Origin of the sequence: Hamadaea tsunoensis DSM 44101, assembly GCF_000428945.1 — a bacterium.
GTDB lineage: Bacteria > Actinomycetota > Actinomycetes > Mycobacteriales > Micromonosporaceae > Hamadaea > Hamadaea tsunoensis.
This window is the reverse complement of the sequence record NZ_AUAX01000024.1, coordinates 31,452-57,287: the sequence shown is the minus strand read 5'-3', so window position 1 is coordinate 57,287 and position 25,836 is coordinate 31,452. Positions and strand designations below refer to the sequence as shown.

Here is a 25,836-nt window from a genome sequence, read left to right as displayed (position 1 = left end):
CCGGTAGTCTCCGCTGGTGAGCACCAATGATCCGGTGACCGGTCAGGCGGCCGTGGACCACCTCGTGCAGCTGCTGGACCTCGACCGCGTCGACGACCTGCGGTTCGTCGGCCACAGCCCGGCCGAGCTGCCCATCCGCGTCTACGGCGGACAGGTCGCGGCGCAGGCGCTGTGTGCCGCCGGGCGGACCGTCGAGGAGTCCCGGCGCGTGCACTCCCTGCACGGGTACTTCGTCCGCGCCGGCGACCCCCGCCAGCCCATCGAGTACGCCGTCGAGGTCATCCGGGACGGCCGGTCGTTCTCGGTCCGGCGTACCGTCGCGATCCAGGACGGTAAGCCGATCTTCCTGATGTCGGCGTCGTTCCAGATCGAGGAGTCCGGGCTGGACCACCACGCGCCCGGCCCCGACGACGTGCCCGGCCCGGACGGGTTGCCGACGATGCTGGACCGGCTGACGCCCTACCCGGAGCGGGCCGAACTGTGGCAGACCATCCCGCGCCCCCTCGACGTACGCTACGTCGGCGAGCCCGGCTGGGTCCGGCCCGGCACCCGGCAGCCCGATCCGCACCAGCGGGTCTGGATGCGCATCGACGGCAAGCTGCCCGAGGACCCGCTGGTGCACGCCTGCGCCCTCACGTACGCCTCCGACCTGACCCTGCTCGACTCGGTGCTGTCGGTGCACGGCGAAGTGTGGGGGCCGGGCGGGGTGATCGGCGCGTCGCTGGATCACGCGCTGTGGTTCCACCGGCCCTTCCGGGCGGACGAGTGGTTCCTCTACGACTGCTGGTCCCCGTCGGCCTCGGGCGCGCGCGGCCTGGCGACCGGCCGGATGATCGACGTCGAGGGCCGGCACATCGCCACCGCGGTCCAGGAGGGACTTCTCCGGAAAGTCCACTAGCGGACGCTGGCCCCTAAGATGCCCCGGAGCGCGTGGGAACACGGACAACGGTCGGATAAAGTTGTTCATGTGCGCCTCTCCGCCCGCGTGGACTACGCGATCCGTGCCGTGATCGAGCTCGCCTCCGTCGAGCCGGTCCTGGCCGGCAAGCCCCCGGCGGACTTCCCGATCACCTCCGAGCGGATAGCCAAGGCGCAGGAGATCCCGCCGAAGTTCCTGGAAAGCATCCTGCTGCAGCTGCGCCGCGGCGGCGTGGTCAACGCGCAGCGCGGCCCCGAGGGCGGCTACTGGCTCGCCCGGCCCGCGTCGGAGATCACCCTGGCGGCCGTCATCGAGATCATCGACGGCCCGCTGTCACAGGTGCGCGGCCAGCTGCCGGCCGATCTCGGCTACCAGGGCCCGGCCCAGACCCTGCAGAAGGTCTGGATCGCGGTGGAGGCGCAGGAGCGCACCATGCTGGAGCAGGTGACGTTCGAGCACCTGGCGAGCGGGTCCCTGCCTTTCTGATCTTTAGTTCGAGATCAATTTCAAGATCAAGTTCGGATCAAAATACTGTCCCGGGTTCGTCGATCTCACTTCCGCTCCTCGCGCGGGAGACCGTTCCGGCCCTGGGGGGCCTCCACTGCCACCTGAGTGGGGCGAAGCATCGTCCGCCGTCGTCCGGTCACCGTTTACCCCCAACCAAACCCCGCCCGGCTTGGGTCGGCCCGGCCTTTGTCGCGCCTGTCCGGCTTGTGTGGCCAGTCGACGGCCGGCGGGGTGATCGTTTGCGGCTGAGGTGCGGAAAAGGCCGCCCGATGCATGATCGTTTACGGTTCTGGAGCGCGTTGACCGGCTTTTGCTACACCTGACGCGTAAATGATCATGCAGATCCGGCCGGATTTACACCCCAGCCGTAAATGATCACGAAAACAGGATCAGTGCCGCATCGTAGAAGATCGTTCCCGCATCCCGGGCCACAGCGGTCGGCCAGACGGCTTAGCGTGATCCACAGCGGCTGAGATGTAGAAAACCGGCCTGTAGCGACCCGGGACGAATTGATCTTAGAGAAGATCTTGATGTACCCGTGACCTGAGTCACCCGTTCGGCCATCTTCCGGATTTCCCCGCCTCATGCCAAACTCAATGCCTAGTAAGTCAGTAGGGAATATATGGATGGTAGGGATAGTGGGGATGACGATGGGTAGGGCACGTGTCGCGGCGAGCATCGCCGCCCTCGCGGTCGCGGCGATCGGCCTCGCCGGCTGCTCGAAGGACTCCGGCAGCGGCGCCGGGGACAAGCCGGAGGTGACGCTCTCGCTGGTGGCGTACTCGACTCCGCAGGCGGCGTACGAGGCGCTGATCAAGGCCTTCCAGAAGACCGACGCCGGCAAGAACGTGAAGTTCAAGCAGTCCTACGGCGCCTCCGGCGACCAGAGCCGCGCCGTCGCGGCCGGCCTGAAGGCCGACATCGTGGCCTTCTCGCTGGAGCCGGACGTCACCCGCCTGGTCACGGCCGGTCTGGTCGCCGACGACTGGAACAAGAACGCCACCAACGGCTTCGTCACGGACTCGGTCGCCGTCATCGGCGTCCGCAAGGGGAACCCGAAGAACCTCAAGACCTGGGACGACCTGGTGCAGCCGGGTGTCGAGGTGCTGACGCCGAACCCGTTCACGTCGGGCGGCGCCCGGTGGAACATCCTCGCCGGCTACGGCGCGAAGTCGAACAAGGGCGCCGACCAGCAGGCCGGCCTCGACTACCTGGACAAGCTGATCTCCAACGTCCCGGTGCAGGACTCGTCCGGCCGCGCCTCGCTGCAGACGTTCACCGGCGGCAAGGGCGACGCGTTCATCTCGTACGAGAACGAGGCGATCTTCGCCCAGCAGCACGGGCAGGCCGTCGACTACACCATCCCGGACTCGACGATCCTCATCGAGAACCCGATCGCGGTCACCAAGAACTCCGAGCACCCGACTGAGGCCAAGGCGTTCCTCGACTTCCTCTTCTCGGCCGACGGCCAGAAGATCTACGCGCAGAACGGGTACCGGCCGACGGTGCAGGGCGTCGACACCGGCGGCGTGAACTTCCCGACCCCTTCGGGCCTGTTCACCATCAAGGACCTGGGCGGCTGGACCGACGTGACCAAGAAGTTCTTCGACACGAAGACCGGCCTGGTCACGGCGATCGAGCAGAAGCACGGCGTCGCCACGGTCGCCGCGTCCCCGAGCGCATCAGCGAAATAGCATGACCGCCACCCTCGACAGGACGGCCGCGCCCGGTGCCACCAAGGCACCGGGCTCGGCCCGCGTCCGGGGACCCAAGAGCCCCGGGCTCGGCCTCGGCCTCGCCGTCCTCTACCTCAGCCTGATCGTGCTGTTCCCGCTGGCCGCCGTCGCCTGGCGCGGCGTCGAGGGCGGCCCGCAGGCGTTCTGGTCCGCGGTCACCACGCCCGATTCCTGGGCCGCCCTCAAGCTCACCCTCGGCGCGTCCGCCCTGGTCGCGATCATCAACGTCGTCATGGGCACGGTGATCGCCTGGGTCCTGGTCCGCGACAGGTTCTGGGGCAAAGGCGTCGTCGACGCCCTCATCGACCTGCCGTTCGCGCTGCCCACGATCGTCGCCGGCCTCGTGCTCCTCGCGCTGTACGGCGTCACCAGCCCGCTGCACGTGAACCTCGCGTACACGCGGGCGGGGGTGGTGGTCGCGCTCCTGTTCGTCACCCTTCCCTTCGTCGTACGCACGGTCCAGCCGGTCCTGCAGGAACTCGACCGGGACATGGAGCAGGCCGCGTACTCGCTGGGGGCCGGGCCGGGGCTGACGTTCCGGCGGATCATCCTGCCGAACCTGGTGCCCGCGATGGTCTCGGGGGCCGGGCTCGCCTTCACCCGGGCGATCGCCGAGTTCGGCTCGACCGTCCTGCTCTCCGGCAACCTGCCGTTCCAGACCCAGGTCGCCGCGGTCAACATCTTCGGCCGGATCGAGGGCGACGACACCGCGTCGGCGGCGGCCGTCTCGACCGCGCTGCTCGTCGTCTCGTTCCTGGTCCTCGTCGTCCTCGATCTGCTGCAGCGCTGGGGGTCGCGTCGTGGCTAAGTGGATTCTGCGCCTGGTCGCGCTCGCGTACCTGTTGTTCCTGCTGATCCTGCCGATCGGGCTGATCGGCTGGCGGACGTTCGCCGACGGGCTCGCCCCGGTGATCGAATCGCTCACCTCCGAGGAGGCCCTGCACGCCATGCGGGTCACCGTCGAGGTCGCGATCTGGGCGGTCGTGCTCAACACGGTCTTCGGCGTCGGCGCCGCGATCCTGCTCGTCCGCCGGGAATTCCCGGGCAAGCGGCTGCTCAACGCCCTCATCGACCTGCCGCTCGCCGTGTCGCCGGTCGTCGTCGGGCTCGCGCTGATCCTCGCGTACGGGAAATATTCGACGGTCGGCGGCTGGCTGGAGACGGCGGGCATCCAGGTGATCTTCTCGGTCCCGGGCATGGTCCTGGCGACCGTGTTCGTGTCGTTGCCCCTGGTCGTCCGCGCGATCGTGCCGGTGCTGGAGCAGATGGGCGACGACCAGGAGCAGGCCGCCCGTACGCTCGGCGCCGGCGGCTGGGCGACGTTCCGGCGGATCACGGTGCCGGGCATCCGCGGCGCGCTCGGCTACGGGATCGTGCTCTGCCTGGCGCGGGCGCTGGGGGAGTACGGCGCCGTGGCGGTGGTGTCCGGCAAGATCGTCGGCGAGACGCAGACGCTGACCCTGTTCGTCGAGGAGCGCTACCTCAATTACGAGGTACTCACCGCCTTCGCCGCCGCCTCGCTGCTCGCACTCGTGGCCGTCGCCACGCTCCTGATCACCCGAGTCCTTCGCCCGAAGGAGGGCAACTGATGGCCATCGAAGTACGCGACGTCTCCAAGTCGTTCGGCAGCACCCCGGTCCTGAAGGACGTGAGCGTCGACATCACCTCCGGCTCGCTGACCGCGCTGCTCGGCCCGAGCGGCGGCGGCAAGTCCACGCTGCTGCGGGTGATCGCGGGCCTGGAGACGCCGGACGCGGGCACGGTCACGATCTCGGGTGTGGACGCGACGCGGCTGTCCCCGCAGCGGCGCAACGTCGGCTTCGTCTTCCAGCACTACGCCGCGTTCAAGCACATGAGCGTGTTCCGCAACGTCGCGTTCGGCCTGGAGATCCGCAAGCGCCCCAAGGCCGAGATCCGCAAGCGGGTCGACGAGCTGCTGCAGCTGGTGCACCTGGAACAGTTCCGCGACCGCTATCCCGCGCAGCTGTCGGGCGGCCAGCGCCAGCGCATGGCGCTCGCCCGGGCGCTCGCGGTCGAGCCCGAGGTGCTGCTCCTCGACGAGCCCTTCGGCGCCCTCGACGCCCAGGTACGCAAGGAGTTGCGTACGTGGCTGCGGCGGTTGCACGACGAGGTGCACGTGACGACCGTCTTTGTGACGCACGACCAGGAGGAGGCGATGGACGTGTCGGACTCGATCGTCGTGCTCGCCGACGGGCAGGTGCAGCAGGCCGGTACGCCGCAGCAGCTCTACGACGAGCCGGCGAGCCCGTTCGTGATGAGCTTCCTCGGCCCGGTGACCCGGCTGGACGGGCGGCTGGTCCGGCCGCACGACATCGACATCGCGACCTCGCCCGAGCCCGGGACCGTCGAGGCGACCGTGAACCGGATCGTCCACCTGGGCTTCGAGGTACGCGTCGAGCTCCAGGCCCGCTCCGCGGCCGAGGACCCGGAGGACGTCTGGGTGCAGGTGACCCGGGGGACCGCCGAAGGGCTGCGGCTGCGTACGGGGGACACCGTCCACCTGCGGGCGATCCCGTCGGCGCTCTCGCTCACGGTGTGATCCCGGCATGACCCTGCCGGCCCGCGTCGACTACGCGGTGCGGGCGCTGCTCGGCCTGGCCCGGTCGGCGCCCGCACCGGCGAAGGCGGCCACCCTCGCCCGGGACGCGGGCATCCCCCGGCCGTACCTCTACGACGTGCTGGCCGAGCTGCGCCGGGCCAACCTGGTCCGGGCCCAGCGCGGCCACTACGGCGGGTACGCGCTCAGCCGCCCGCCGGACCAGATCACGCTGGCCGACGTCCGGCGCGTCCTCGACCCGCCGGGACCGCCCGCGCCCCGCCGCGCGGACCCGCTGGGCGAGCGGCTGAGCACGTTGTGGGGAGCGGCCGACGACGCGACCCTGCGCGTACTGGACGAGGTTTCGATCGCCGATCTGTTGTCGGGGTGTGAGAGCACGTCTGGTTGACTCGGCGGCGTGACCACCCTCGCCCGCCGGCTCGGCACGCTCGACGCCGTCGTCATCGGCCTCGGCTCCATGATCGGCGCAGGCGTCTTCGCCTCCTTCGCGCCCGCCGCCCGGGCGGCCGGACCGCTGTTCTTGGCCGGCCTCGGGATCGCCGCGATCGTCGCGTACTGCAACGCGACCGCGTCGGCGCAGCTGGCCGCGCAGTACCCGACGTCCGGCGGCACCTACGTGTACGGACGCGAACGCCTCGGCGACTGGTGGGGTTTCATCGCCGGCTGGGGCTTCGTCGTCGGCAAGACGGCCTCCTGCGCGGCCATGGCGCTGACGTTCGCCGCGTACGCCGCCCCCGCCGGCTGGGAACGTCCCGTGGCCGTGGCCGCCGTGGCGGGACTGGTGGCGGTCAACTACCGCGGGGTCACGCGTACGGCGAAACTGGCTCGGATCCTGGTCGCCGCGGTGCTGGTGGTGCTCGCGGTGGTGACGGCGGCCGGGTTGCGTGCCCCCGGGGCGCCGGCGGGGCAGGTGCACGGTGCCTACGGCGTGCTGCAGTCGGCGGGCCTGCTGTTCTTCGCGTTCGCGGGCTACGCGCGGATCGCGACCATGGGCGAGGAGGTACGCGAACCGCGCCGCACGATCCCCCGGGCGATCCTGATCGCGCTGGGCATCGCCGTCATCGTGTACGCGTTCGTCGGCGTGGCCGTCCTGCACGCGCTCGGCGCCGACGCGCTCGCGACGTCCACCGCCCCGCTGCACGACGCGTACCCGTCGGTGATCGTGACGATCGGCGCGGCACTCGCGTCCCTCGGCGCGCTGCTGGCGCTGATCGCGGGAGTGGGGCGCACGACGCTGGCGATGGCCCGGACCGGCGACCTGCCGCGGTACCTCGCCGCGGTGCACGAGAAGTACCAGGTGCCCCACCGCGCGGAGCTGGTACTCGGCGCGGTGGTCTGCGCACTCGTGCTGACGGTGGACCTGCGCGGGGCGATCGGATTCTCGTCGTTCGGCGTGCTGGTCTACTACCTGGTCGCGAACCTGGCCGCGTTCACGCAGACCGACCGCCTCTACGCCCGCTTCTGGCAGGTGCTCGGCGCGCTCGGCTGCGTGGTGCTGGTCGTGACGCTGCCGCTGCCGGCGATCCTGGCCGGGGTGGGGGTCTACGCCGTCGGCCTTGTCTATCGCGTCGTTCGGCTGAGATCAAGGGCTTGAGAATCTTTTATCAAGATCTTTTGTTCCCGGGTTCGTCGATCTCACCTCCGCTCCTCCCGCGGGAGACCGTTCCGGCCCTGGGGGGCCTCCACTGCCAGCTGAGTGGGGCGAGGCATCCATCACCGTCGTCCGGTCGCTGGTTCACCCCTTCAACCCGGCTTTTGTCGCGACTGTCCGATATGGGTATCGGTTGCCGGCGGGTCCTGTGCCCGACGCCATGATCATGTAGCGCCATTCCGGCGATGGGGGTGGCTGCGCCTTGATCATGTAACGCCATATCGGCAGGAGAGCGTTTTCTTGCCGGAACAGGGTTACATGATCAAGGAGTTCGGCGCGATCATCGGCGACCCGCTATGGGTGACGCGGCTCTTTACCCCGGACTTTGTCGCGACTGTCCGATATGGCGATCGGGTGGATCGGCTGGTGGGTGATCGTTCGCGGCTGGGATGTAGTTTTCGGGCCTGTTCCTCGATCCATTGCGGCTGGGATGTCGCTATGGGCCGATTTCCTACATCTGGGGCGCCCTGGATCTTGGGACAGGGGCGGGTTTTAACATCGCAGCCGCTGTCGATCAAGCGCGCGCCGCCCCGTCCTCGGCCGGAGCCCATGACGCGAGAACGATCTTCCGTCATGTGGGCCGGAGGCGCGGAGTCCTTGATCATTTACGGCTGAGGTGTCAATCCGAGCCGATCTGCATGATCATTTACGCCTCAGGTGTAGCCGGAGCCGGTCAGCGTGCTCCAGGACCGTCAACGATCATGCATCAAGGGGCCGTTTTCACACCTCGGCCGTAAACGATCACCAAGTCCGGCCGCGACCGTCACCAAGTCCGGCCGCGACCGTCACCAAGTCCGGCCGCGACCGTCCGTGCAAATCGGATAGTCGCGACAAAGCACATGGCGGGGTCAGAGGGCGGCGCGGACCAGCGCGGCCAGGTGGTTGGCGGCCTCCGCGACCGGGACCTTGGTGGTTTCGCCGCTCGCGCGGACCGTGATCTCCACCGTGCCCTCGGCGAGCCCGCGCGCTCCGACCGTGACCCGCAGCGGGAAGCCGACCAGTTCGGCGTCGCTGAACTTCACGCCCGGCCGCTCCTCGCGGTCGTCGAGGATGACCTCGACGCGCCGGTCGAGCAGGTCGGAGTAGAGGGTGTCGGCGGCGGCCACGGTCGCCTCGTCCTGGCCGAGCCGCACGATCGCCACGTGGAACGGCGCTGTGGCCATCGGCCAGAGGATGCCCTTCTCGTCGTGGTGGCTCTCGACGATCGCGGCGAGCGCCCGCTCGACGCCGATGCCGTACGAGCCCATGATCGGGGCCACCCGCCGGCCGTCCTGGGTCAGCACGCTGACGCCCAGCGACTCGGTGAACTTGTAGCCGAGCTTGAAGATGTGGCCGACCTCGACCGTGCGGACGACTTCGAGGGTCGCGCCGCAGCGGGCACAGGTCTCGCCCGCGACGACCTCGCGCAGGTCCGCCCAGCGTCCGACGGTGATGTCGCGTTCCACGTCCACGCCGCGCAGGTGCACGTCGTCGATGTTGGCGCCGGTCGCCATGCCCCGGCGGCCGCGCAGCGCCTCGTCCGCCACGATCGGCAGGCCCGTCACGCCGACCGCGCCGAGGCTGCCGGGCAGCGCGCCGAGCGCCGACTGGATCTCCTCCGGATGGGCCGGGCGTACGCCGACGGCGCCGAGCACGTCGATCAACTTCTGCTCGACGAGCGCGTGGTCGCCGCGCATCAGCACGAGCGTCAGCTGGTCGTCGACGACGTAGACGAGCGTCTTGACCTGCCTGTTCCCGGGGAACCCGAACCGGACGTCGAGGTCGTCGATCGTGCGTACGCCGGGGGTGTCGAAACGCTCCGGGGTGTCCAGGAGGCCGTCGTCCTCGACCGGGGCCAGGGCGGCGGCCGCCTTCTCCACGTTCGCGGCGTACCCGCAGGCGGGGCAGTGCACGACGAGGTCCTCGCCGGCGCCGCACGGCGACATGAACTCCCGGGAGTCGCTGCCGCCCATGGTGCCGTTGGACGCCTCGACCGGGATCGCCTCGATGCCCAGCCGCTGGAAGATCCGCACGTACGCGTCGTAGTGCCTGTCGAACGACACGTCCAGGCCGGCCTGGTCGAGATCGAAGCTGTAGGAGTCCTTCATCGTGAACTCGCGTACGCGGATCAGACCGCTCTTCGGCCGCGGCTCGTCGCGGAACTTGGTCTGGAACTGGTACCACATCTGCGGCAGCTCGCGATAGGAGCGCAGCTCGGCGGCGAGGGTAGTGAAGATCTCCTCGTGCGTCATGCCGAGCGCCAGGTCGGCTCCCCGGCGGTCACGCAGCCGGAACATCTCCTGTCCCATCACGTCCCAGCGTCCCGACTTGTGCCAGATCTCCGCCGGATGCATCGCCGGCAGCAGGAACTCCTGCGAGCCGATCCGGTCCATCTCCTCGCGGATCACGGTCATGATCTTCGCGCGTACGCGTACCGCCATGGGCAGGAGGCTGTAGTGGCCGGACATGAGCTGTCGGACGAAGCCCGCGCGCAGCAGCAGCCGGTGGCTGACCGCGTCGGCGTCGGCGGGGTCCTGCCGCAGGGTGGGGACGTACATCTGAGACCAGCGCATAGTCGCCGAGCCTAGCCGACGGTCCCGGCGAACCGGACATCAGTTAAGCAGGGCCGAAGCGGTGAAAGTGCCGGGAGCGGGACTCGAACCCGCACGCCCTTTCAGGCAATGGATTTTGAGGCCATGGTGTCTACCGATTCCACCATCCCGGCGCGGACGGCTCACTCTACCCGACTAGGCTTCGGGGCAGAAACAGGGTTCGCTGGGTGTTGGGAGTTGTCGGTGACGGAAGTGCAGGCGGGCGCGGCTCGTAAGCGGGTGCTGATCGCGGAGGACGAGGCGCTCATCCGGCTCGACCTCGCCGAGATGCTCGGCGAGGAGGGCTATGAGGTCGTGGGCGAGGCGGGCGACGGCGAGACGGCCGTGCGGCTGGCCGAGGAGCTCAAGCCCGATCTCTGCATCTTCGACATCAAGATGCCGATCATGGACGGCCTCGCCGCGGCGGAGAAGGTGGCCGGCGCCCGGATCGCCCCGGTGATCATTCTGACCGCGTTCAGCCAGCGCGACCTGGTCGAGCGGGCGCGCGCGGCCGGTGCCATGGCGTACCTGGTGAAGCCGTTCCAGAAGTCGGACCTGGTGCCCTCGATCGAGATCGCGCTGTCCCGGCACGCCGAAGTGGCGGCGCTGGAGGCCGAGGTGGCCGGATTGTCCGACCGGCTGGAGACCCGCAAGGCCGTCGAGCGGGCCAAGGGTGCCCTGATGACCCAGTACGGCATGACCGAACCGCAGTCGTTCAAGTGGATTCAGCGGACCGCGATGGACCATCGGATGACCATGCGGGAGGTCGCCGAGCGGATCATCGAAGAGGCTGCCGCCGAGGCCGCTGAGTAGGCGCTGTCATCACCTGTTAACACGCAACCCGTAGGTCTCTGACCTGCGGGTTTTCGTATTGATTGATTAAGTTGAGATTGTTTCGCCGAGATGACCGCATCACCTCGGCCACCATTGCATTACGGCTTGGTAGGCAAACACGCCGGTGGGGCGTCCCAAGCCTTGACACAGCTCTCGTCGACAACCTACGTTCGCGCCACCGGTGTGCCGCATCACAGCCAGGATCACCGAATTGGCTGTTGAGCGCTGGTACGCCGCGAGCGCCGCGGGCCCGTGCCCGAGGCGCCCACTTGGGTTGAGGAGTCGAGAGGACAAGGATGAACAGGCGCATCAAGGCACTCACCGTGCTCGTCGCCGCGACCGCCACCGCGTTGACGGCGACCGCGTGTGACAAGTCCGGCAATAGCGGCTCGGCCACCACCGAGGTCGTCGTCGGCGTGGACCTGCCCTTCACGGGTTCGTCCAAGGACGCGTCCGACTCGACGTACCAGGCGATGGAGCTGTACCTCAAGCAGCACGACGGCAAGGCCGGCAAGTACAAGGTCACGCTGAAGAAGTACGACAACGCGACCGCCGCGCTGGGCAAGTGGGACGCCTCGCAGTGCACCAAGAACGCCAACGACCACGTCGCGAACGCCAGCGAGGTCGCGGTCATGGGCACCTACAACTCCGGCTGCGCGCAGCTGGAGATCCCGGTGCTCAACCAGGACCCGTCCGGCCCGATGCTGATGATCTCCGAGGCGAACACCTACCCCGGCCTCACCAAGGCGTGGAGCGACAACGAGCCCAACAAGTACTACCCGACCAACACGCGTAACTACGCGCGCGTCGTCACCACCGACGACCTCCAGGGCAAGGCCGGCGCCCAGATGGCCGCCCAGGACCTGGGCGTGAAGAAGTGCCTGGTCCTCGACGACACCGAGACCTACGGCAAGGGTGTCGCGAAGCAGTTCGCGCTGGAGGCCACGGCCAAGGGCATCACCGTCACGACGGCTGCCTGGGACGGCAAGGCCACCAACTACAACGCGCTGTTCAACAAGGCCAAGACGGACGGCGTCGACTGCGTCTACTTCGGTGGCGTGTTCGACAACAACGGCGGCCAGCTGCTCAAGGACAAGGTCCGCATCCTCGGCGACAACAAGACCGTGAAGGTCGTCACCCCCGACGGCTGGGTCGGCTACACCGACCTGGACGCCATGCCCGAGGCGGAGGGCATCTACAACACCTTCCCCGGTCTCGGCCTCGACGACCTGGGCAAGACCGCCATCACCGGCAAGTTCCTGGACGACTACAACAAGGAGTACGGCAAGGCCCCGGCCAGCCCGTACGCCCTCTACGGCGTCCAGGCGCTCCAGGTGATCCTGGCCGCGATCGAGAAGTCGGACGGCACCCGCAAGAGCGTGACGTCGCAGGTTCTCGGCGGCAGCACGGGCATCACCGTCCCGGCCGACACCGCGATCCTCGGCAAGGAGATCAAGATCGACCCGGCCTCCGGTGACGTCAACGCGATCGACATGACGATCCAGACCATCACCGGTGGCAAGGAGACCTCGATCAAGGCCTGGCCGGTCAGCTGATCCTCGGATCGGAAGATCCCGGGTAATCGACCCGGTCGGAAACAGAAGAGAGCCGGCGCGGCTGACCGCCGCGCCGGCTCTTTCACCACCCAGGCCGGCCGCCGATCCGGCGGCCCACACCGGCCCTCCCAAGGAGCACCATGGCACAGTCCCCGACAGCGGCGGCGTCCTTGCCGAAGAGCCGCCTGCGCCTGTCCGCGTACGGCGAGCGCGTGGCCGCGTACACGATCCTCGCGGCAGTCTTCGCATGGCTCGTCGTGAACTTCCTCGACAACCCGCAGCAGTTCCTCTCGGCGGCGGTCTTCGGCATCAGCAACGGCGCGCTCTACGCGCTCATCGCGCTGGGCTACTCGCTCGTGTACGGCATCATCGAGCTGATCAATTTCGCCCACGGCGACCTCTTCATGCTCGGTACGCTCTTCAGCGGCTTCATCATCACCGTCGTCTTCGGCAGCAAGGCCATGAGCGCCATGGGCTGGGTGGCCTTCCTCGTTGCGCTGGTCCTCGTGATTCTGTTCTGCGCCTCGATCAACATGTCGATCGAGTTCCTCGCGTACCGGCGGTTGCGACACGCGCCGAAGCTCGCCCCGCTCATCACCGCGGTCGGCATGAGCTTCGTCCTGCAGTTCGTGGGTCTGAAGTGGAACGGCTCGACGCAGAAGAGCCAGCCGAGCGTGCTCCCGCAGGGCTACATCGACCTCGGCGGCGTACGCATCTACACGTCCTTCCTCATCGTGCTGGCGGTGACGATCCCGATCCTCGGCCTGATGACCTGGATCGTGACCAAGACCCGGATGGGCAAGGCGATGCGGGCCACCGCGCAGGACCAGGACGCTGCCCGGCTGATGGGAGTCAACGTCAACCGGATCATCTCCTTCACCTTCGGCATCGGCGGCGCGCTGGCGGGCGTGGCCGGCCTGATGTACGAGCAGACGGTCGGCACCACCCGCTACGACCTCGGTCTGCAGCTGGGCCTCATCGCGTTCACCGCGGCCGTCCTCGGCGGCATCGGCAGCCTGCCGGGCGCGGTGCTCGGCGGCGTCCTCATCGGCCTGATCCAGGGCCTCAACGAGGGCGTACGCTACGGCGCCGGCCAGCGCTGGACGCAGAGCGTCGTGTTCTCGATCCTCATCCTGTTCATGGTCTTCAAGCCGACCGGCCTGATGGGCGTCTCGATGCGGGAGAAGGTGTGACCATGGCCCAGCCGAATTTCGCCGTACCCGTGCCCCAGCGGCCGCAGAACGTCGACCGGACCAAGCGATCGTGGCCGATCGGGTTCGCCATCGCCGCCGTGGTGATCTTCATCTTCTACAGCTTCATCCTGCCGTACCTCACGCCGGACATCCGGACGGTCGTCCAGCACTGGATGCCCCTCGGGACCATCAACACCGCCCTGATCTGGGCGATGAGCGCGCTCGGGCTGAACATCGTCGTCGGCTACGCCGGCCTGCTCGACCTCGGCTACGTGGCCTTCTGGGCCCTGGGCGGGTACGCGGCCGCCTGGCTGATGTCGTACTTCGTCCCGGTCAGCGCGATCAACATCCTGGGCAACGCCGCGCCCGGCACGAAGACGGGCCTGCACCTGAACATCCTGCTGGTGCTGATCGGGGCGGCCGCGTTCTGCGCCTTGTTCGGCGTCATCATCGGCGCGCCGACGCTGCGGTTGCGCAGCGACTATCTCGCCCTGGTGACGCTCGGCTTCGGTGAGATCATTCCGCAGATCTTCAAGAACGGCGACGATTTCTTCGGCCACAACATCTCCAACGGCACGCAGAGCATCGGCCCGATCGATGCGGTCGAGGGCGTGACCGCCCGCACCACGGTCGTGGCGGGGGTCGCCCAGCACACCGACGTGGGCTGGGGTGACCTGCTAGCCTTCGACCACTCCGGCCGCTTCATTATGTTCACGCTGCTCACGGCGCTGATCATCTTCATCTCGCTGCGCATCCGGCAGGGCCGGCTCGGCCGCGCCTGGCTGGCCATCCGCGAGGACGAGCTGGCGGCCAGCGCGATGGGCGTACCGCTGATGCGGGCCAAGCTGGCCGCGTACGCGGTCGGTGCCGTCGCGGGCGGCATCTGCGGCGTCGCGTACGCGCTGCAGCTCAACCGGATGCTGCCCGACCCGTTCACCTTCTCGGTGTCGATCACGCTGCTGGCCATGGTCGTGCTCGGCGGCATGGGCAACGTGTGGGGAGTGCTCGTCGGCGCCCTGCTCATCGCGTGGTTCAACTCGACCGGCCTGCCGGAGATCGGCGACACGGTCAACGGCACGTTCGGTACGAACATCGATTTCCCGTCGTACAGCTTCCTGATCTTCGGCGGCACGCTGGTGATCATGATGTTGTTCCGCCGCGAGGGCCTGCTGCCCGAACGGCGTACACGGCTGGTCCTGCACGAGGGCGCGGCCGGCGACACGCAGGCGGAGGAGCCCGACGAGGAGCTCGTGGACCAGGCGGGAGCCGTCAAGTGACCGAAACCCAGACCGCCGTCCCGGAAGCCGAGGCCCCGGCCCCGGCCGCGCTGTCGGCGGAGAACATCACCGTGACGTTCGGCGGCCTCGTGGCCGTCAACGACGTCTCGTTCACCGTGCCGGACCAGAGCATCGTCAGCCTCATCGGGCCGAACGGCGCCGGCAAGACCACCTTCTTCAACGCCCTGACCGGTCTCTACCAGCCGGACCGGGGCGGCCGGGTCGTCCTCAACGGCCTGGACGTCACCGGGATGTCGCCCAACCGGATCGCCTCCCTCGGGCTCGCCCGCACGTTCCAGAACATCCGGCTGTTCAACCTGATGACGGCCGAGGAGAACGTGAAGGTGGCGATGCACTCCCACCTGAAGTCGGGCGTCTTCGGCACCGTGCTCGGCCTGCCCTGGCAGCGCCGGGAGGAGCGCGAGGCGCACGAGGTCGCGCTCGAACTGCTGGACTTCGTGGGCATCGGCAAGACCGCCTACGAGTACGCCCGCAACCTGTCCTACGGCGACCAGCGGCGGCTGGAGGTGGCCCGGGCGCTGGCGTTGAAGCCGCGCGTGGTGCTGCTCGACGAGCCGACGGCCGGCATGAACCCGCGCGAGTCGGCGGCGTTCGTCGAGTTCGTCCACCGCGTACGCGACGAGCGGAAGGTGTCGGTGCTGCTCATCGAGCACGACATGAGCGTCGTCATGCGGGTGTCGGAGCGGATCACCGTGCTCGACCGGGGCGAGAAGATCGCCGAGGGCACCGCCGAGGAGGTCCGCACGAACCCCCGGGTCGTCGAGGCGTACCTGGGCAGTTCGGCCGGGGACAACCACATCACGATCGCCGACGAGGAGGGCGAATGACCACCACTCCCGCCGGTCCGATGCTGGAGATCTCCGGCCTGTCGGTGTACTACGGCAACATCGCCGCGGTGAAGGGGCTCAACCTCACCGTCAACGAGGGCGAGATCATCACGCTCATCGGCTCCAACGGCGCCGGCAAGTCGACGACCCTGCGTACGGTGTCGGGGCTCATCCGGCCGCGCAGCGGTGCGGTGACGTTCCTCGGCCAGCGGATCGACAGCCTGCCCGCGCACGACGTGGTCAAGCGCGGTCTGGCCCAGTCGCCCGAGGGCCGGCGGATCTTCCCGCGGATGACCGTGGCGGAGAACCTCGACCTGGGCGCGTTCCTGCGCAACGACAAGGCCGGGATCGCCCAGGACCAGGAGCGCATGCTGGAGCTGTTCCCGCGGCTGCGCGAGCGCATCTCGCAGAAGGCCGGCACGCTGTCGGGCGGCGAGCAGCAGATGCTGGCGGTCGCCCGGGCGCTCATGGCCCGGCCCCGGCTGCTGCTGCTGGACGAGCCCTCGATGGGCCTCGCGCCGGTGCTGGTCGACGTCATCTTCGCGACCATCCGGCGGATCCGCGAGCAGGGCACGACCGTCCTGCTCGTCGAGCAGAACGCGCGGGCGGCGCTGAGCGTCGCCGACCGGGCGTACGTGCTGGAGTCGGGCACCATCAAGCTCTCCGGCAACGCCCGGGAGCTGCGCAACGACCCCGAGATCGCCAAGGCGTACCTCGGCGGCTGAGGCACCGTCCACGAGCGAGCCGGGGTCCACGGGCCCCGGCTCGCTCCATGCAGGACGAGCTCGTCAGGACGCGCCGTACGCGAACCGGCCCGCGGACGATGACCGGCGCGTTACCCTGCGTAGGTGCGATTTGTCCATTTTGCCACTGCCCGATATGCCGCTGTCCGGTACGCCACGGTCGTGATCGCCGCCGGCGTCGCGCTCTCCGCCTGCGGGAGTGACGACGGCACCGGCACGACGCCCACGACGCAGCCGCTGCCCACGGTGACCGCGGATGCCGCCCTGGCGGCGATGGTGCCCGACGCGATCAAGGCGGACGGCAAGATCACGGCCGGCGTCGAGGCGACCTACCCGCCGGCCGAGTTCCTGGCCGAGGACGGCAAGACGGTCATCGGCTTCGACCCCGACCTGTTCAAGGCGGTCGCGGCCAAGCTCGGGCTCACCGTCGAGTTCCAGCAGAGCACGTTCGGCGACATCATCCCGGGCGTCGGGACGGGCAAGTACGAGGCCGGCGTCAGCGCGTTCACGATCAACAAGGACCGCATCCAGCAGGCCAACATGGTCAGCTACTTCAACGCCGGTACGCAGTGGGCGACGAAGAAGGGCAACCCGGCCGGGGTGTCGATCGACGAGCCGTGCGGCAAGCGGATCGCCGTCCAGAAGGACACGGTGCAGGTCGACGACATCACCGTACGCTCGACCGCCTGCACGTCGGCCGGCAAGCCGGCGGTCACCATCGACCCCTACCCGGGGCAGGACGCGGCCGCCAACGCCGTCGTGTCCGGCAAGGACGACGCGATGCTGGCCGACTCGCCCGTGATCGCGTACGCGGTCCAGCAGTCGAACGGGCAGCTCGAGAAGCTCGGCGACATCTACGACTCCGCCCCGTACGGCTACGTGGTCAAGAAGTCGGACATGCAGTTCGCCCAGGCGATCCAGAAGGCCACGCAGGCCCTGATCGACGACGGCTCGTACAAGAAGATCCTCGACGCCTGGAACGTGGGCGACGGCGCGATCAAGACCTCGGAGATCAACCCGGCGTGAGCCAGCCCGAACCCATCCGCGCCGTTCCCGTCCGCCACCCGTGGCGGTGGGTGGCGGTCGGCTTCCTCGCGGTCCTGACCGCGATGTTCGTCCACATGCTGGTGACGAACGAGAACTTCCACTGGCGGTTCATGTTCCGCCACATGTTCACCCCGGCCGTCCTGCGCGGCCTGCAGGGCACGATCCTCGTCACGGTGCTCGCCATGATCTTCGGGATCGGCCTGGGCGTCCTCGTGGCGATCGCCCGGCTGTCGCCGAATCCGGTGCTGCGCGGGGTGTCGTGGGCGTACACCTGGTTCTTCCGGGCGGTGCCGCGCATCGTCCTGCTCGCGGTCTTCGGCAACCTGAACATCCTGTGGCCGAACCTGTCGCTGGGCGTCCCGTTCGACACCTACATCGGCAAGATCTTCGGGGTCACCGACCTCCACATGCGACTGTTCACCGTGGAGACCCGGTCGCTGCTCACCGGATTCATCGCCGGCACGATCAGCCTCGCGCTGTCCGAGGCCGCGTACATGGCCGAGATCGTGCGCGCCGGCATGCAGTCGGTCGACCCCGGCCAGGAGGAGGCGGCGACCGCCCTGGGCATGAGCCGCGGCCAGGCCCTGCGCCGCGTCGTGCTGCCGCAGGCCATGCGTGTGATCATCCCGCCGACCGGCAACGAGACCATCGCGATGCTCAAGGACACCTCGCTGCTGATCTACGTACCGGTCACGACCGAGCTGTTCTACCAGCTCTCGGCCATCGGCTCGCGGTTCTTCCTGCCGTTCCCGATGTACGTCGCCGCCTGCCTCTGGTACCTCGCCATCGTCAGCGTCCTGCTGGTCGGCCAGTACTACCTCGAACGGCACTTCGCCCGCGGCCACCGCACCGAACAGGCCCGCATCCGGCTGTCCGGCATCGCGGGCGAGCAGGGCGGTGCGGTATGACCGACGTGGACCCGACCGGGCCGATGGTGCGTACCGTCGGGGTGCACAAGTCCTTCGGCCGGCTGGAAGTGCTGCGCGGCATCGACATGGTGGTCGAGCGCGGGCAGGTCTGCGTCGTCCTCGGCCCGTCCGGGTCCGGCAAGTCGACCTTCCTGCGCTGCCTCAACCACCTGGAGAAGATCGACGCGGGGGAGATCTGGATCGACGGGCGGCTCGTCGGTTACCGCCGCAAGGGCGACAAGCTCTACGAACTGCACGACAAGGTGATCGCCGAGCAGCGCCGCGACATCGGCATGGTCTTCCAGCGGTTCAACCTGTTCCCGCACATGACCGCGCTCCAGAACGTCATGGAGGCGCCCCTGCGCGTCAAGGGCGAGAGCAAGGCCGACGTCCGCGAACGGGCCGGCGCCCTGCTCGCCCGGGTCGGCCTGGCGGACAAGGCGACCAGCTATCCCAACCAGCTGTCCGGCGGCCAGCAGCAGCGGGTCGCCATCGCCCGGGCGCTGGCTATGCGCCCGAAGCTCATGCTCTTCGACGAACCCACCAGCGCCCTGGACCCCGAGTTGGTGGGCGAGGTCCTGGACGCCATGAAGGACCTGGCCCGCGAGGGCATGACCATGGTCGTCGTCACCCACGAGATCGGCTTCGCGCGCGAGGTGGGCGATCTCCTGGTCTTCATGGACGGCGGCGTGGTCGTCGAGTCCGGGAATCCCCGAGAGGTCATCGCGAACCCGAAGCACGAACGCACGAAGTCATTCCTGGCGAAGGTCCTGTAAGCCTTTCAAGAACTCGTCACGCTCCGCGTCCGAGAGCGCCGTCCAAGGCCCGGCCGCCGTCTCGTTCGTTCTCTCCTCGATCCGTGTACGCGTCGCGTGGTCGACCGATTCCGAGGACATCTCGGCGGCCGTGGCGCCGGCGGACTGCCACGCCGACGCGTGCGCATCCGCCCTCGCGTAGCGCAGGCAGCTCAGTCTGTTCAACAGGAGCACACCGGTAGGCGTACCCGGAGGTTCGAAAGGGGGAGCGACGGCGGCGAGGGCGTGCCCGTCGGCGGTCTCGGGCGGTGAGATCCGAGCCGCCTGAAGGACGCGATGTGCCCAGGGGGCGAGGTGCTCGGGCCAGGAGCGGGTGATCCGGGCATGGAGGGTGTAGACGGCGGTGATCAGCTCGCGGCCTCTGCCGGTGGCCTCGATGGTGCCGTCCTCGTAGGTGATCATGCCTAGCTCGGCCTGGCGGAGGAGAGCCTGGTGGGTCTGGGCCGGATCCCAGTAGCGACGAAACGGGACGAACTGCTCGTTGGTGACCTTGCCGCCCTCTTCGCCCAGCCTGGTGCGGAGGTCGATGAGGACGCCGACAGCTTCCGGACCGCCGTAGCTGCGGCCGAGTTCGAGGCCGCCGTGGGCGCGGGCGGCCTGCATGGCGCCGATGAAGACGCGGTCGATTTCCCGGGCGATCTCCGCCGTGAACTCGGTGAGTTGATCCACGCGCGGACCCTACCGCGGCGGCGCGGAAGTGGCGGCGCGGAAGTGTCGGGGGCTTGGCATAGGCTTCCCGGGTGACTGACCGACTGCTGCTGCTTGATGGCCACTCGCTCGCCTACCGGGCGTTCTTCGCGCTGCCGGTGGAGAACTTCTCCACGTCGACGGGGCAGTCGACCAACGCCGTCTACGGCTTCACGTCGATGCTCATCAACGTGCTGAAGGACGAGCAGCCGACGCACATCGCGGTGGCCTTCGACGTGTCCCGCAAGTCCTTCCGCACCGATCAGTACGCGGAGTACAAGGCGGGCCGGTCGGAGTCGCCCGAAGGGTTCAAGGGGCAGGTCGGGCTGGTCCAGGAGGTGCTGGACGCGCTGCAGGTCAAGCACGTGCAGATCGAGGGCTTCGAGGCCGACGACATCATCGCCACGATGGCCCGGCAGGGCCGCGAGGCGGGCATGAAGGTCCTCATCTGCTCCGGCGACCGCGACGCGTTCCAGCTCGTCACCGACGACGTCACCGTGCTCTACCCGCGCAAGGGCGTCTCCGACCTGGCCCGGATGACCCCGGCGGCCGTCCAGGAGAAGTACGGCGTCGGCCCCGGCCGGTACCGCGACCTGGCCGCGCTGGTCGGCGAGTCGAGCGACAACCTGCCCGGCGTACCGGGGGTGGGGCCGAAGACCGCCGCGAAGTGGATCGAGCAGTACGACGGCCTCGACGGCGTGATCAACAGCGCCGACCAGATCAAGGGCAAGGCCGGCGAGAGCTTCCGCGAGCACCTGGCCGGCGTCATGCGCAACTACCAGATCAACCTGCTCGTCGACGACGTCGAACTGCCCTTCGCGGCGACCGAGACGGCCTGGTCGGGCTGGGACCGCGAGGCCGTGCACCGGGTCTTCGACACCCTGGAGTTCCGCGTCCTGCGCGAGCGGCTCTACCAGTACCTCGACAACACCGAGCCGGAGGCGCAGGAGGGCTTCGAGCTGACCGGCGACGTGCTCACCGAGCCCGGCGCGCTGACCGCCTGGCTGGGCGAGAAGGCGACCGGCCTGGTCGGCGTCGCCGTCGCGGGCTCGTTCGGCCGCGGCACCGGCAGCCTGACCGGGATCGCGCTGGCCACCGGCGAGGCGGCCGCCTGGTTCGACCCGGCCGAGCTGGACCCCGCCGACGACAACGCGTTCGCCGCCTGGCTCGCCGCCGCCGACCGGCCCAAGGTGCTGCACGACGTCAAGCCCGCCCTGCTCGCCTTCGAGGCGCGGGGCTGGTCGCTGGACGGGGTCGCCGCCGACACGGCGCTGTCGGCGTACCTGGCCCGGCCGGATCAGCGCACCTACGACCTGGCCGACCTGTCGGTCCGGTACCTGCACCGGGAACTGCGTACCGAGACGCCGGACGACGGGCAGCTCGCCCTCGACTTCGGCGACTCGTCCGGTGTGGACAGCGCGGCCGAGGCGCTCATGCTGCGCGCCCGGGCCACCCTCGATCTCGTCGAGGCGCTCGGAACCGAGCTCGACCGCGGCGAGGGCAGCGGGACGCGCCTGCTCGACGAGGTCGAGCTGCCGCTGATCCGGGTGCTCGCCGCGATGGAGAAGACCGGTATCGCGGCCGACACGGAGTACCTCAGCGAGCTGGAGGCGTTCTTCGCGGGCGAGGTGAAGTCGGCGGCCCAGTCGGCGTACGGGGTGATCGGGCGCGAGTTCAACCTCGGTTCGCCCAAGCAGCTGCAGGAGATCCTGTTCACCGAGCTGAACCTGCCGAAGACCAAGAAGATCAAGACCGGTTACACGACCGACGCAGACTCCCTCCAGTGGCTGTACGCCGAGACCACGCACCCGGTCCTCGAACACCTGCTGCGGCACCGGGACGTCGCCAAGCTGAAGTCCACGGTCGACGGCCTGCTCAAGTCGGTCAGCGACGACGGCCGCATCCACACCACGTTCTTCCAGACGGTGGCCGCGACCGGCCGGCTGTCGAGCACCGACCCGAACCTGCAGAACGTGCCGATCCGGACAGAGGAGGGCCGGCGCATCCGGCGCGCGTTCGTCGTGGGCGAGGGCTACGAGACGCTGCTGACCGCCGACTACTCGCAGATCGAGATGCGGATCATGGCGACCCTCTCCGGCGACGAGGGCCTCATCGACGCCTTCATGTCCGGCGAGGACCTGCACACGACGGTCGCGTCGCGGGTGTTCCAGACCGACGACGTCACGCCCGACCACCGCCGCAAGATCAAGGCGATGTCCTACGGGCTCGCGTACGGGCTGTCGGCGTACGGGCTGTCGCAGCAGCTCAACATCTCGACCGCCGAGGCGAGCGGGCTGATGGAGGAGTACTTCGCCCGGTTCGGCGGCGTCCGCGACTACCTGCACCGCGTCGTCGAGCAGGCCCGGCGCGACGGGTACACCGAGACGATCCTCGGCCGCCGCCGCTACCTGCCCGACCTGACCAGCGACAACCGGCAGCGGCGCGAGATGGCCGAGCGGATGGCGCTCAACGCCCCGATCCAGGGGTCGGCCGCGGACATCATCAAGATCGCGATGCTGCGCGTCGACGCCGCCCTGCGGTCCGAGCAGCTGTCGTCCCGGCTGCTGCTCCAGGTGCACGACGAACTCGTCCTCGAAGTCGCGCCCGGCGAACGTGAGCGGGCCGAGGCGCTGGTCCGCCGCGAGATGGCCGGCGCGTGGGAACTGCGTACGCCGCTGGAGGTCTCGGTCGGCGCCGGCACGGACTGGAACGCCGCCGACCACTAGGCCGGGGCAGCGGGGCCGGTCGAGTTGTGCTTGGATCGGCGCTCGTGTCCACCACTCCCACCGCGGCCTACCTGCCGCAATCGCTGTCTGCCGAGGCGGTCTCGGTCGCGATCGAGCACCGCCTCGGCCAGCACGTCGCCACCTTTCCGCGGGCGAAGGGCTGGCGGCGCATCATCGCCGGCGTGCTGCTCGGCGTGGTCTTCGTGCCCATCGGGCTCGGCATCGCCCTCAGCGCCGTCGGCGACGACGCCGGCGAGGCCGCGCCGATGATCCTCCTCGGGTCGATCTTCGGCCTGATCGGCCTGGGATTCCTCGGCTTCGCCGGCTACCTGGCGACGCAGAGTCCGGTGTTCTCCGCGAAGGCGGCGGCCCGGCCGTTCCAGTCCTTCGCCAACGGCTACATCGAGATGGCCAAGACCGGTCCGGTCGCGTACCGGTTCGACCAGATGGCCACGGTGTTCCAGGAGATCACCACGACCTACGTCAACGGCGTCAACACCGGGACGAACTACATCTACCGGATCACGATGACCGACGGGCGCAAGGTCAGGCTGCACTCGAACAACACCAACATGGCCGCGTTCGGGCCGGTCATCCAGCGCGGCGTGGCCGAGGCGCACGTGCCCCTGGCGATCGACGCGCTGCGCGCCGGGCACCCGATCCCGTTCGGCGACGTCCAGCTCACGCAGGCCGGCCTGCAGACGGGCAAGGGCGTCCTGCCCTGGCCCGAGATCAGCGACCTGCGGGTGCAGCGCGGCTACGTCTTCGTCGACCGGGCCGGGAAGCGGATCTCGTTCTTCAGCCGCCAGTGCAAGCGGATCCCGAACCTGCCGGTGTTCCTCACGCTGCTCGACCGCGGCCGCCAGACCGCCGGCCGCTTCTGACCCACCCCACCCCGCCACCCCTGCCCGCCCCAAGATCCCCCGCCCCAAGATCCCCCGGCCCAAGATCCCGCTTGGATCACGGTTGTCACCCGAATCATGGCCCAAGATTCGGGTGATTTCCCTGATCCAAGCGGGATCTTGGGGGCTGTGGGGTGGGTTACCGAGTGGTCCATTCGGAGCGGGTGCCTTCGTGGAGGCCGGCGTAGACGCGGTCGCGCAGGGCGTTCGCGTCGGCGTCGGTGAGGGTCCGGTCCGGATGCCGGAGCACCAGGCGGAGCAGCAGGTTCTTCTGCCCGTCCCGCATCCCCATCCGCGTGCGCGCCGAGTCGGGCAGGGCGGCGTACGCGGTCTCGGACAGGAGCACCACCTCCTCGATCGCCTCGGCCTCCTCGGCCAGCAGTCCGCGTACGCGGTCACCGAGCAGTTCCTCGTCGAGATCGGCCGGCACCGCGAGGGAGAGATCACGGCGTACCGGGGGCATCATCGAGACCGGTACGTAGGGCGCCAGGTCGAGCATCTGGGCGGCGACGCGCGGGTCGGCGGAGCGCAGCAGCCGGATGTCGGGCACTCCCTTGGCCAGCATCACCAGCCGGTCGAGGCCGAGGCCCATCGCGAGCCCCGACGCGCCCGCGAGCCCGGCCGCGGCCAGCACCTCGGGGTGCGCGAGACCGCATTCGCCGATCTCGACCGCGCCGCCGCCGTCCTCGACGTAGATCTCGCGTCCCTCCACTGTGTAGGGATGCTCGCTCGGCACCGTCCACCACCGGCGGCCCGGCAGGATCGCGCCGACGATCAGACCCGCCATCCACTCCAGGTCCTCGCCGGTCAGGCGGCCGTTGCGGCGTACGCGCCACAGATCCAGCTGGTGCGGCTGCCCGACGTGGTGGCGGTCGATGACGTCGCGGCGGTAGCAGAGCCCGGGCACGCACAGCACCACGTCCCCGGTGACCTCCCGGAGCAGCCCCGGAATCCGGGCGGTGGTGTGCGACCGGAGCATCCGTCCGGCGCCGATGTAGCGGGTGTAGCGGCGGTCGCGGGTGACGGCGTCGGGCGCGTACCGCAGGGCGTCGTAGTTGTCGGTGACCTCGACGACGCGGCTGCCCCGGTCGCGCCGGACCGGTACGCCCCACGCGGCGGCCAGCGCGGCCTCGATCCGTTCGAGCACGACCTGCATCGCGTGCGGGCCGGCGGCCGGATCGGACAAGTCGCGCAGGCGCAGCGCGGCGTCGAGCTCTGCGGCACCGAGTTCAGTGGCACCGAGTTCAGCGGCGTCGAGCCGGGCGGTGCCGATTCGGGCGGTGCCGAGTCGGGCGGTGTCGATTCGAGCGGTGGGGACGGTGTCCATGATGATCTCCTCGCGGGTGCGGCCGATGCCACGGAAATGCGAGAACCCCCGGACTCTGCCGGGGGCCGCGAGGTGCCTGCGCACGCGGAGAAGTCAGCCCACCGGAGTCCGGGGGCCGGCAAATCGCGCGGCGGCTGTCATGGCGTCCAGTGTGCGCGGGGACGCGTACGCGATCAAGCGGGTTTGGCCGCGCAGAAGATCGCGGTGCCGGGGAAGAGGTGGCCACGCAGGGGTGACCACTGGCCCCAGATCTGTTCGTGGCCCTCGGGCCATTCGGGCTCGACCAGGTCGGTGAGCACGAAGCCGGCGGCGATCAGCTCGCGCAGCCGGTCGCCGAGGGTGCGGTGGTGCTCGACGTAGGTCGCGACGCCGTTCTCGTCCTGCTCCACGTACGCGCTGCGGTCGAAGTACGAGTTGACCGCCATCAGCCCCTCCTCGCCCGGCTCGTCGAGGAAGATCCAGCGCATCGGATGCGTGACGGAGAACACCCAGCGGCCGCCGGGCCGCAGCACCCGGAACACCTCGCGCATCGCGAGCGCGGAGTCGTCCACGAACGGGATCGCCCCGAAGGCGGTGCAGACGATGTCGAACGCGGCGTCGCCGAACGGCAGGGCCAGCGCGTCGGCCTGGACGAGGGCCGGGCGCAGACCGGTCGCGTCGGCCGCCTCCCGCGCGTGGCGCAGCATGCCGCCGGACAGGTCCAGGGCGACCACCTCCGCGCCCTGGGCGACCAGCCAGCGGGCGGCGGCCGCGGCGCCGCAGCCGAGTTCGAGGACGCGCCGGCCGGCGACGTCGCCGAGCAGGCGGGCGTCCTCCTCCCGCAGGCCCTCGGGGCACCAGACGAAGTCGGCGCGGCCGAGGAAGTCCCCGTGCTCGGCCTGGTACTCGTCGGCGTCCTCGTCCCACCAGTGCCGGCTGGCCCGGCGGTTCTCGCCGCTGGTCACGGCGCGGCGGGCGGGGATGCCCTCGCCTGGGGGCGCGGCCGGGGGAGCAGTCAGGGGAGCGGAAGGGG

Annotated in this window: 22 protein-coding genes, 1 tRNA gene and 2 pseudogenes; 20 read left to right on the top strand and 5 right to left on the bottom strand. The window is 69.3% G+C overall.

The window, feature by feature from the left end; all coding sequences use genetic code 11:
• Positions 1–16: 16 nt before the first annotated feature.
• From G401_RS0129435 to G401_RS0129400, 9 genes and pseudogenes are all read left to right on the top strand, one after another.
• Positions 17–898, top strand: a complete 882-nt coding sequence (locus G401_RS0129435; RefSeq protein WP_027345302.1) for an acyl-CoA thioesterase — start codon at positions 17–19, stop codon at positions 896–898.
• Between the two features lie 69 nt (positions 899–967).
• A complete protein-coding gene (locus tag G401_RS49285; RefSeq protein WP_051367327.1) occupies positions 968–1,405 on the top strand; it encodes an RrF2 family transcriptional regulator in 438 nt (145 codons plus the stop codon).
• Between the two features lie 671 nt (positions 1,406–2,076).
• Entirely contained in the window at positions 2,077–3,120 is a 1,044-nt protein-coding gene (locus G401_RS0129425) for a sulfate ABC transporter substrate-binding protein (RefSeq protein WP_027345301.1), read from the top strand.
• A 1-nt stretch (position 3,121) separates the two neighbouring features.
• Entirely contained in the window at positions 3,122–3,970 is an 849-nt protein-coding gene (gene cysT / locus G401_RS0129420; RefSeq protein ID WP_027345300.1) for a sulfate ABC transporter permease subunit CysT, read from the top strand.
• Positions 3,963–4,751 (top strand): sulfate ABC transporter permease subunit, encoded by a 789-nt coding sequence (locus G401_RS0129415; protein ID WP_027345299.1) that lies wholly within the window; start codon positions 3,963–3,965, stop codon positions 4,749–4,751. Before cysT ends, G401_RS0129415 begins: the two co-directional genes overlap by 8 nt.
• Positions 4,751–5,407 (top strand): annotated as a pseudogene (locus G401_RS0129410) (sulfate/molybdate ABC transporter ATP-binding protein); the annotation flags it as partial. The gene G401_RS0129415 and the pseudogene G401_RS0129410, both read left to right, overlap by 1 nt.
• Positions 5,408–5,437: 30 nt before the next feature.
• The gene (locus G401_RS58685; protein ID WP_407636957.1) at positions 5,438–5,722 is read left to right on the top strand and encodes a TOBE-like domain-containing protein; all 285 of its coding nucleotides are present in this window, start codon (positions 5,438–5,440) and stop codon (positions 5,720–5,722) included.
• A gap of 7 nt (positions 5,723–5,729) precedes the next feature.
• The gene (locus G401_RS49280) at positions 5,730–6,128 is read left to right on the top strand and encodes an RrF2 family transcriptional regulator (RefSeq protein ID WP_051367326.1); all 399 of its coding nucleotides are present in this window, start codon (positions 5,730–5,732) and stop codon (positions 6,126–6,128) included.
• 9 nt (positions 6,129–6,137) lie between these two features.
• Positions 6,138–7,334, top strand: a complete 1,197-nt coding sequence (locus G401_RS0129400) for an APC family permease (protein WP_027345297.1) — start codon at positions 6,138–6,140, stop codon at positions 7,332–7,334.
• 905 nt (positions 7,335–8,239) lie between these two features.
• On the opposite strand, the gene G401_RS0129395 is transcribed toward G401_RS0129400, so the two are convergent.
• Positions 8,240–9,943 carry a proline--tRNA ligase gene (locus tag G401_RS0129395; RefSeq protein WP_027345296.1) on the bottom strand — a complete coding sequence of 568 codons (1,704 nt, stop codon included), beginning with the start codon at positions 9,941–9,943 and terminating at the stop codon, positions 8,240–8,242.
• A gap of 68 nt (positions 9,944–10,011) precedes the next feature.
• A tRNA-Leu gene (locus G401_RS0129390) sits at positions 10,012–10,095 on the bottom strand.
• 70 nt (positions 10,096–10,165) lie between these two features.
• Between G401_RS0129390 and G401_RS0129385 the strand changes: the two genes are divergently transcribed.
• The 9 genes and pseudogenes from G401_RS0129385 (at position 10,166) to G401_RS0129345 (ending at position 19,143) form a co-directional block, all read left to right on the top strand.
• Positions 10,166–10,774 carry an ANTAR domain-containing response regulator gene (locus G401_RS0129385; RefSeq protein ID WP_027345295.1) on the top strand — a complete coding sequence of 203 codons (609 nt, stop codon included), beginning with the start codon at positions 10,166–10,168 and terminating at the stop codon, positions 10,772–10,774.
• Between the two features lie 317 nt (positions 10,775–11,091).
• Positions 11,092–12,351 carry a branched-chain amino acid ABC transporter substrate-binding protein gene (locus G401_RS0129380; protein WP_027345294.1) on the top strand — a complete coding sequence of 420 codons (1,260 nt, stop codon included), beginning with the start codon at positions 11,092–11,094 and terminating at the stop codon, positions 12,349–12,351.
• 140 nt (positions 12,352–12,491) lie between these two features.
• Positions 12,492–13,544: a branched-chain amino acid ABC transporter permease gene (locus G401_RS0129375; RefSeq protein WP_084557742.1), complete on the top strand. Its 1,053-nt coding sequence runs from the start codon at positions 12,492–12,494 to the stop codon at positions 13,542–13,544.
• A 2-nt stretch (positions 13,545–13,546) separates the two neighbouring features.
• A pseudogene (locus tag G401_RS49275) lies at positions 13,547–14,680 on the top strand (branched-chain amino acid ABC transporter permease); the annotation flags it as partial.
• A gap of 137 nt (positions 14,681–14,817) precedes the next feature.
• A complete protein-coding gene (locus tag G401_RS0129365; RefSeq protein ID WP_051367324.1) occupies positions 14,818–15,669 on the top strand; it encodes an ABC transporter ATP-binding protein in 852 nt (283 codons plus the stop codon).
• The gene (locus G401_RS0129360; protein WP_034593552.1) at positions 15,666–16,394 is read left to right on the top strand and encodes an ABC transporter ATP-binding protein; all 729 of its coding nucleotides are present in this window, start codon (positions 15,666–15,668) and stop codon (positions 16,392–16,394) included. Before G401_RS0129365 ends, G401_RS0129360 begins: the two co-directional genes overlap by 4 nt.
• A gap of 123 nt (positions 16,395–16,517) precedes the next feature.
• Positions 16,518–17,438 carry an ABC transporter substrate-binding protein gene (locus G401_RS0129355; RefSeq protein WP_027345290.1) on the top strand — a complete coding sequence of 307 codons (921 nt, stop codon included), beginning with the start codon at positions 16,518–16,520 and terminating at the stop codon, positions 17,436–17,438.
• Positions 17,435–18,367 carry an amino acid ABC transporter permease gene (locus G401_RS0129350; protein WP_027345289.1) on the top strand — a complete coding sequence of 311 codons (933 nt, stop codon included), beginning with the start codon at positions 17,435–17,437 and terminating at the stop codon, positions 18,365–18,367. Before G401_RS0129355 ends, G401_RS0129350 begins: the two co-directional genes overlap by 4 nt.
• Positions 18,364–19,143, top strand: a complete 780-nt coding sequence (locus tag G401_RS0129345) for an amino acid ABC transporter ATP-binding protein (protein WP_027345288.1) — start codon at positions 18,364–18,366, stop codon at positions 19,141–19,143. Before G401_RS0129350 ends, G401_RS0129345 begins: the two co-directional genes overlap by 4 nt.
• Here G401_RS0129345 and G401_RS53495 read toward each other — a convergent pair.
• Positions 19,120–19,851, bottom strand: coding sequence for a hypothetical protein (locus tag G401_RS53495; protein ID WP_051367323.1), 732 nt, complete (start codon positions 19,849–19,851; stop codon positions 19,120–19,122). The two genes, G401_RS0129345 and G401_RS53495, sit on opposite strands and share 24 nt — an antisense overlap.
• A 71-nt stretch (positions 19,852–19,922) precedes the next feature.
• On the opposite strand from G401_RS53495, the gene polA reads away from it, so the two are divergent.
• Together polA and G401_RS0129330 are read left to right on the top strand one after the other, a co-directional pair.
• Positions 19,923–22,595, top strand: coding sequence for a DNA polymerase I (polA, locus tag G401_RS0129335; RefSeq protein ID WP_027345287.1), 2,673 nt, complete (start codon positions 19,923–19,925; stop codon positions 22,593–22,595).
• A 44-nt stretch (positions 22,596–22,639) separates the two neighbouring features.
• Complete coding sequence (locus G401_RS0129330) at positions 22,640–23,479, top strand: DUF6585 family protein (protein WP_027345286.1); 840 nt, start codon at positions 22,640–22,642, stop codon at positions 23,477–23,479.
• A gap of 157 nt (positions 23,480–23,636) precedes the next feature.
• Here G401_RS0129330 and srmL read toward each other — a convergent pair whose 3' ends face one another.
• Both srmL and G401_RS0129320 read right to left on the bottom strand, forming a co-directional pair.
• Positions 23,637–24,824 (bottom strand): PheS-related mystery ligase SrmL, encoded by a 1,188-nt coding sequence (gene srmL / locus G401_RS0129325; RefSeq protein ID WP_084557740.1) that lies wholly within the window; start codon positions 24,822–24,824, stop codon positions 23,637–23,639.
• A 173-nt stretch (positions 24,825–24,997) separates the two neighbouring features.
• Complete coding sequence (locus G401_RS0129320; RefSeq protein ID WP_027345284.1) at positions 24,998–25,786, bottom strand: class I SAM-dependent methyltransferase; 789 nt, start codon at positions 25,784–25,786, stop codon at positions 24,998–25,000.
• Positions 25,787–25,836: the final 50 nt, after the last annotated feature.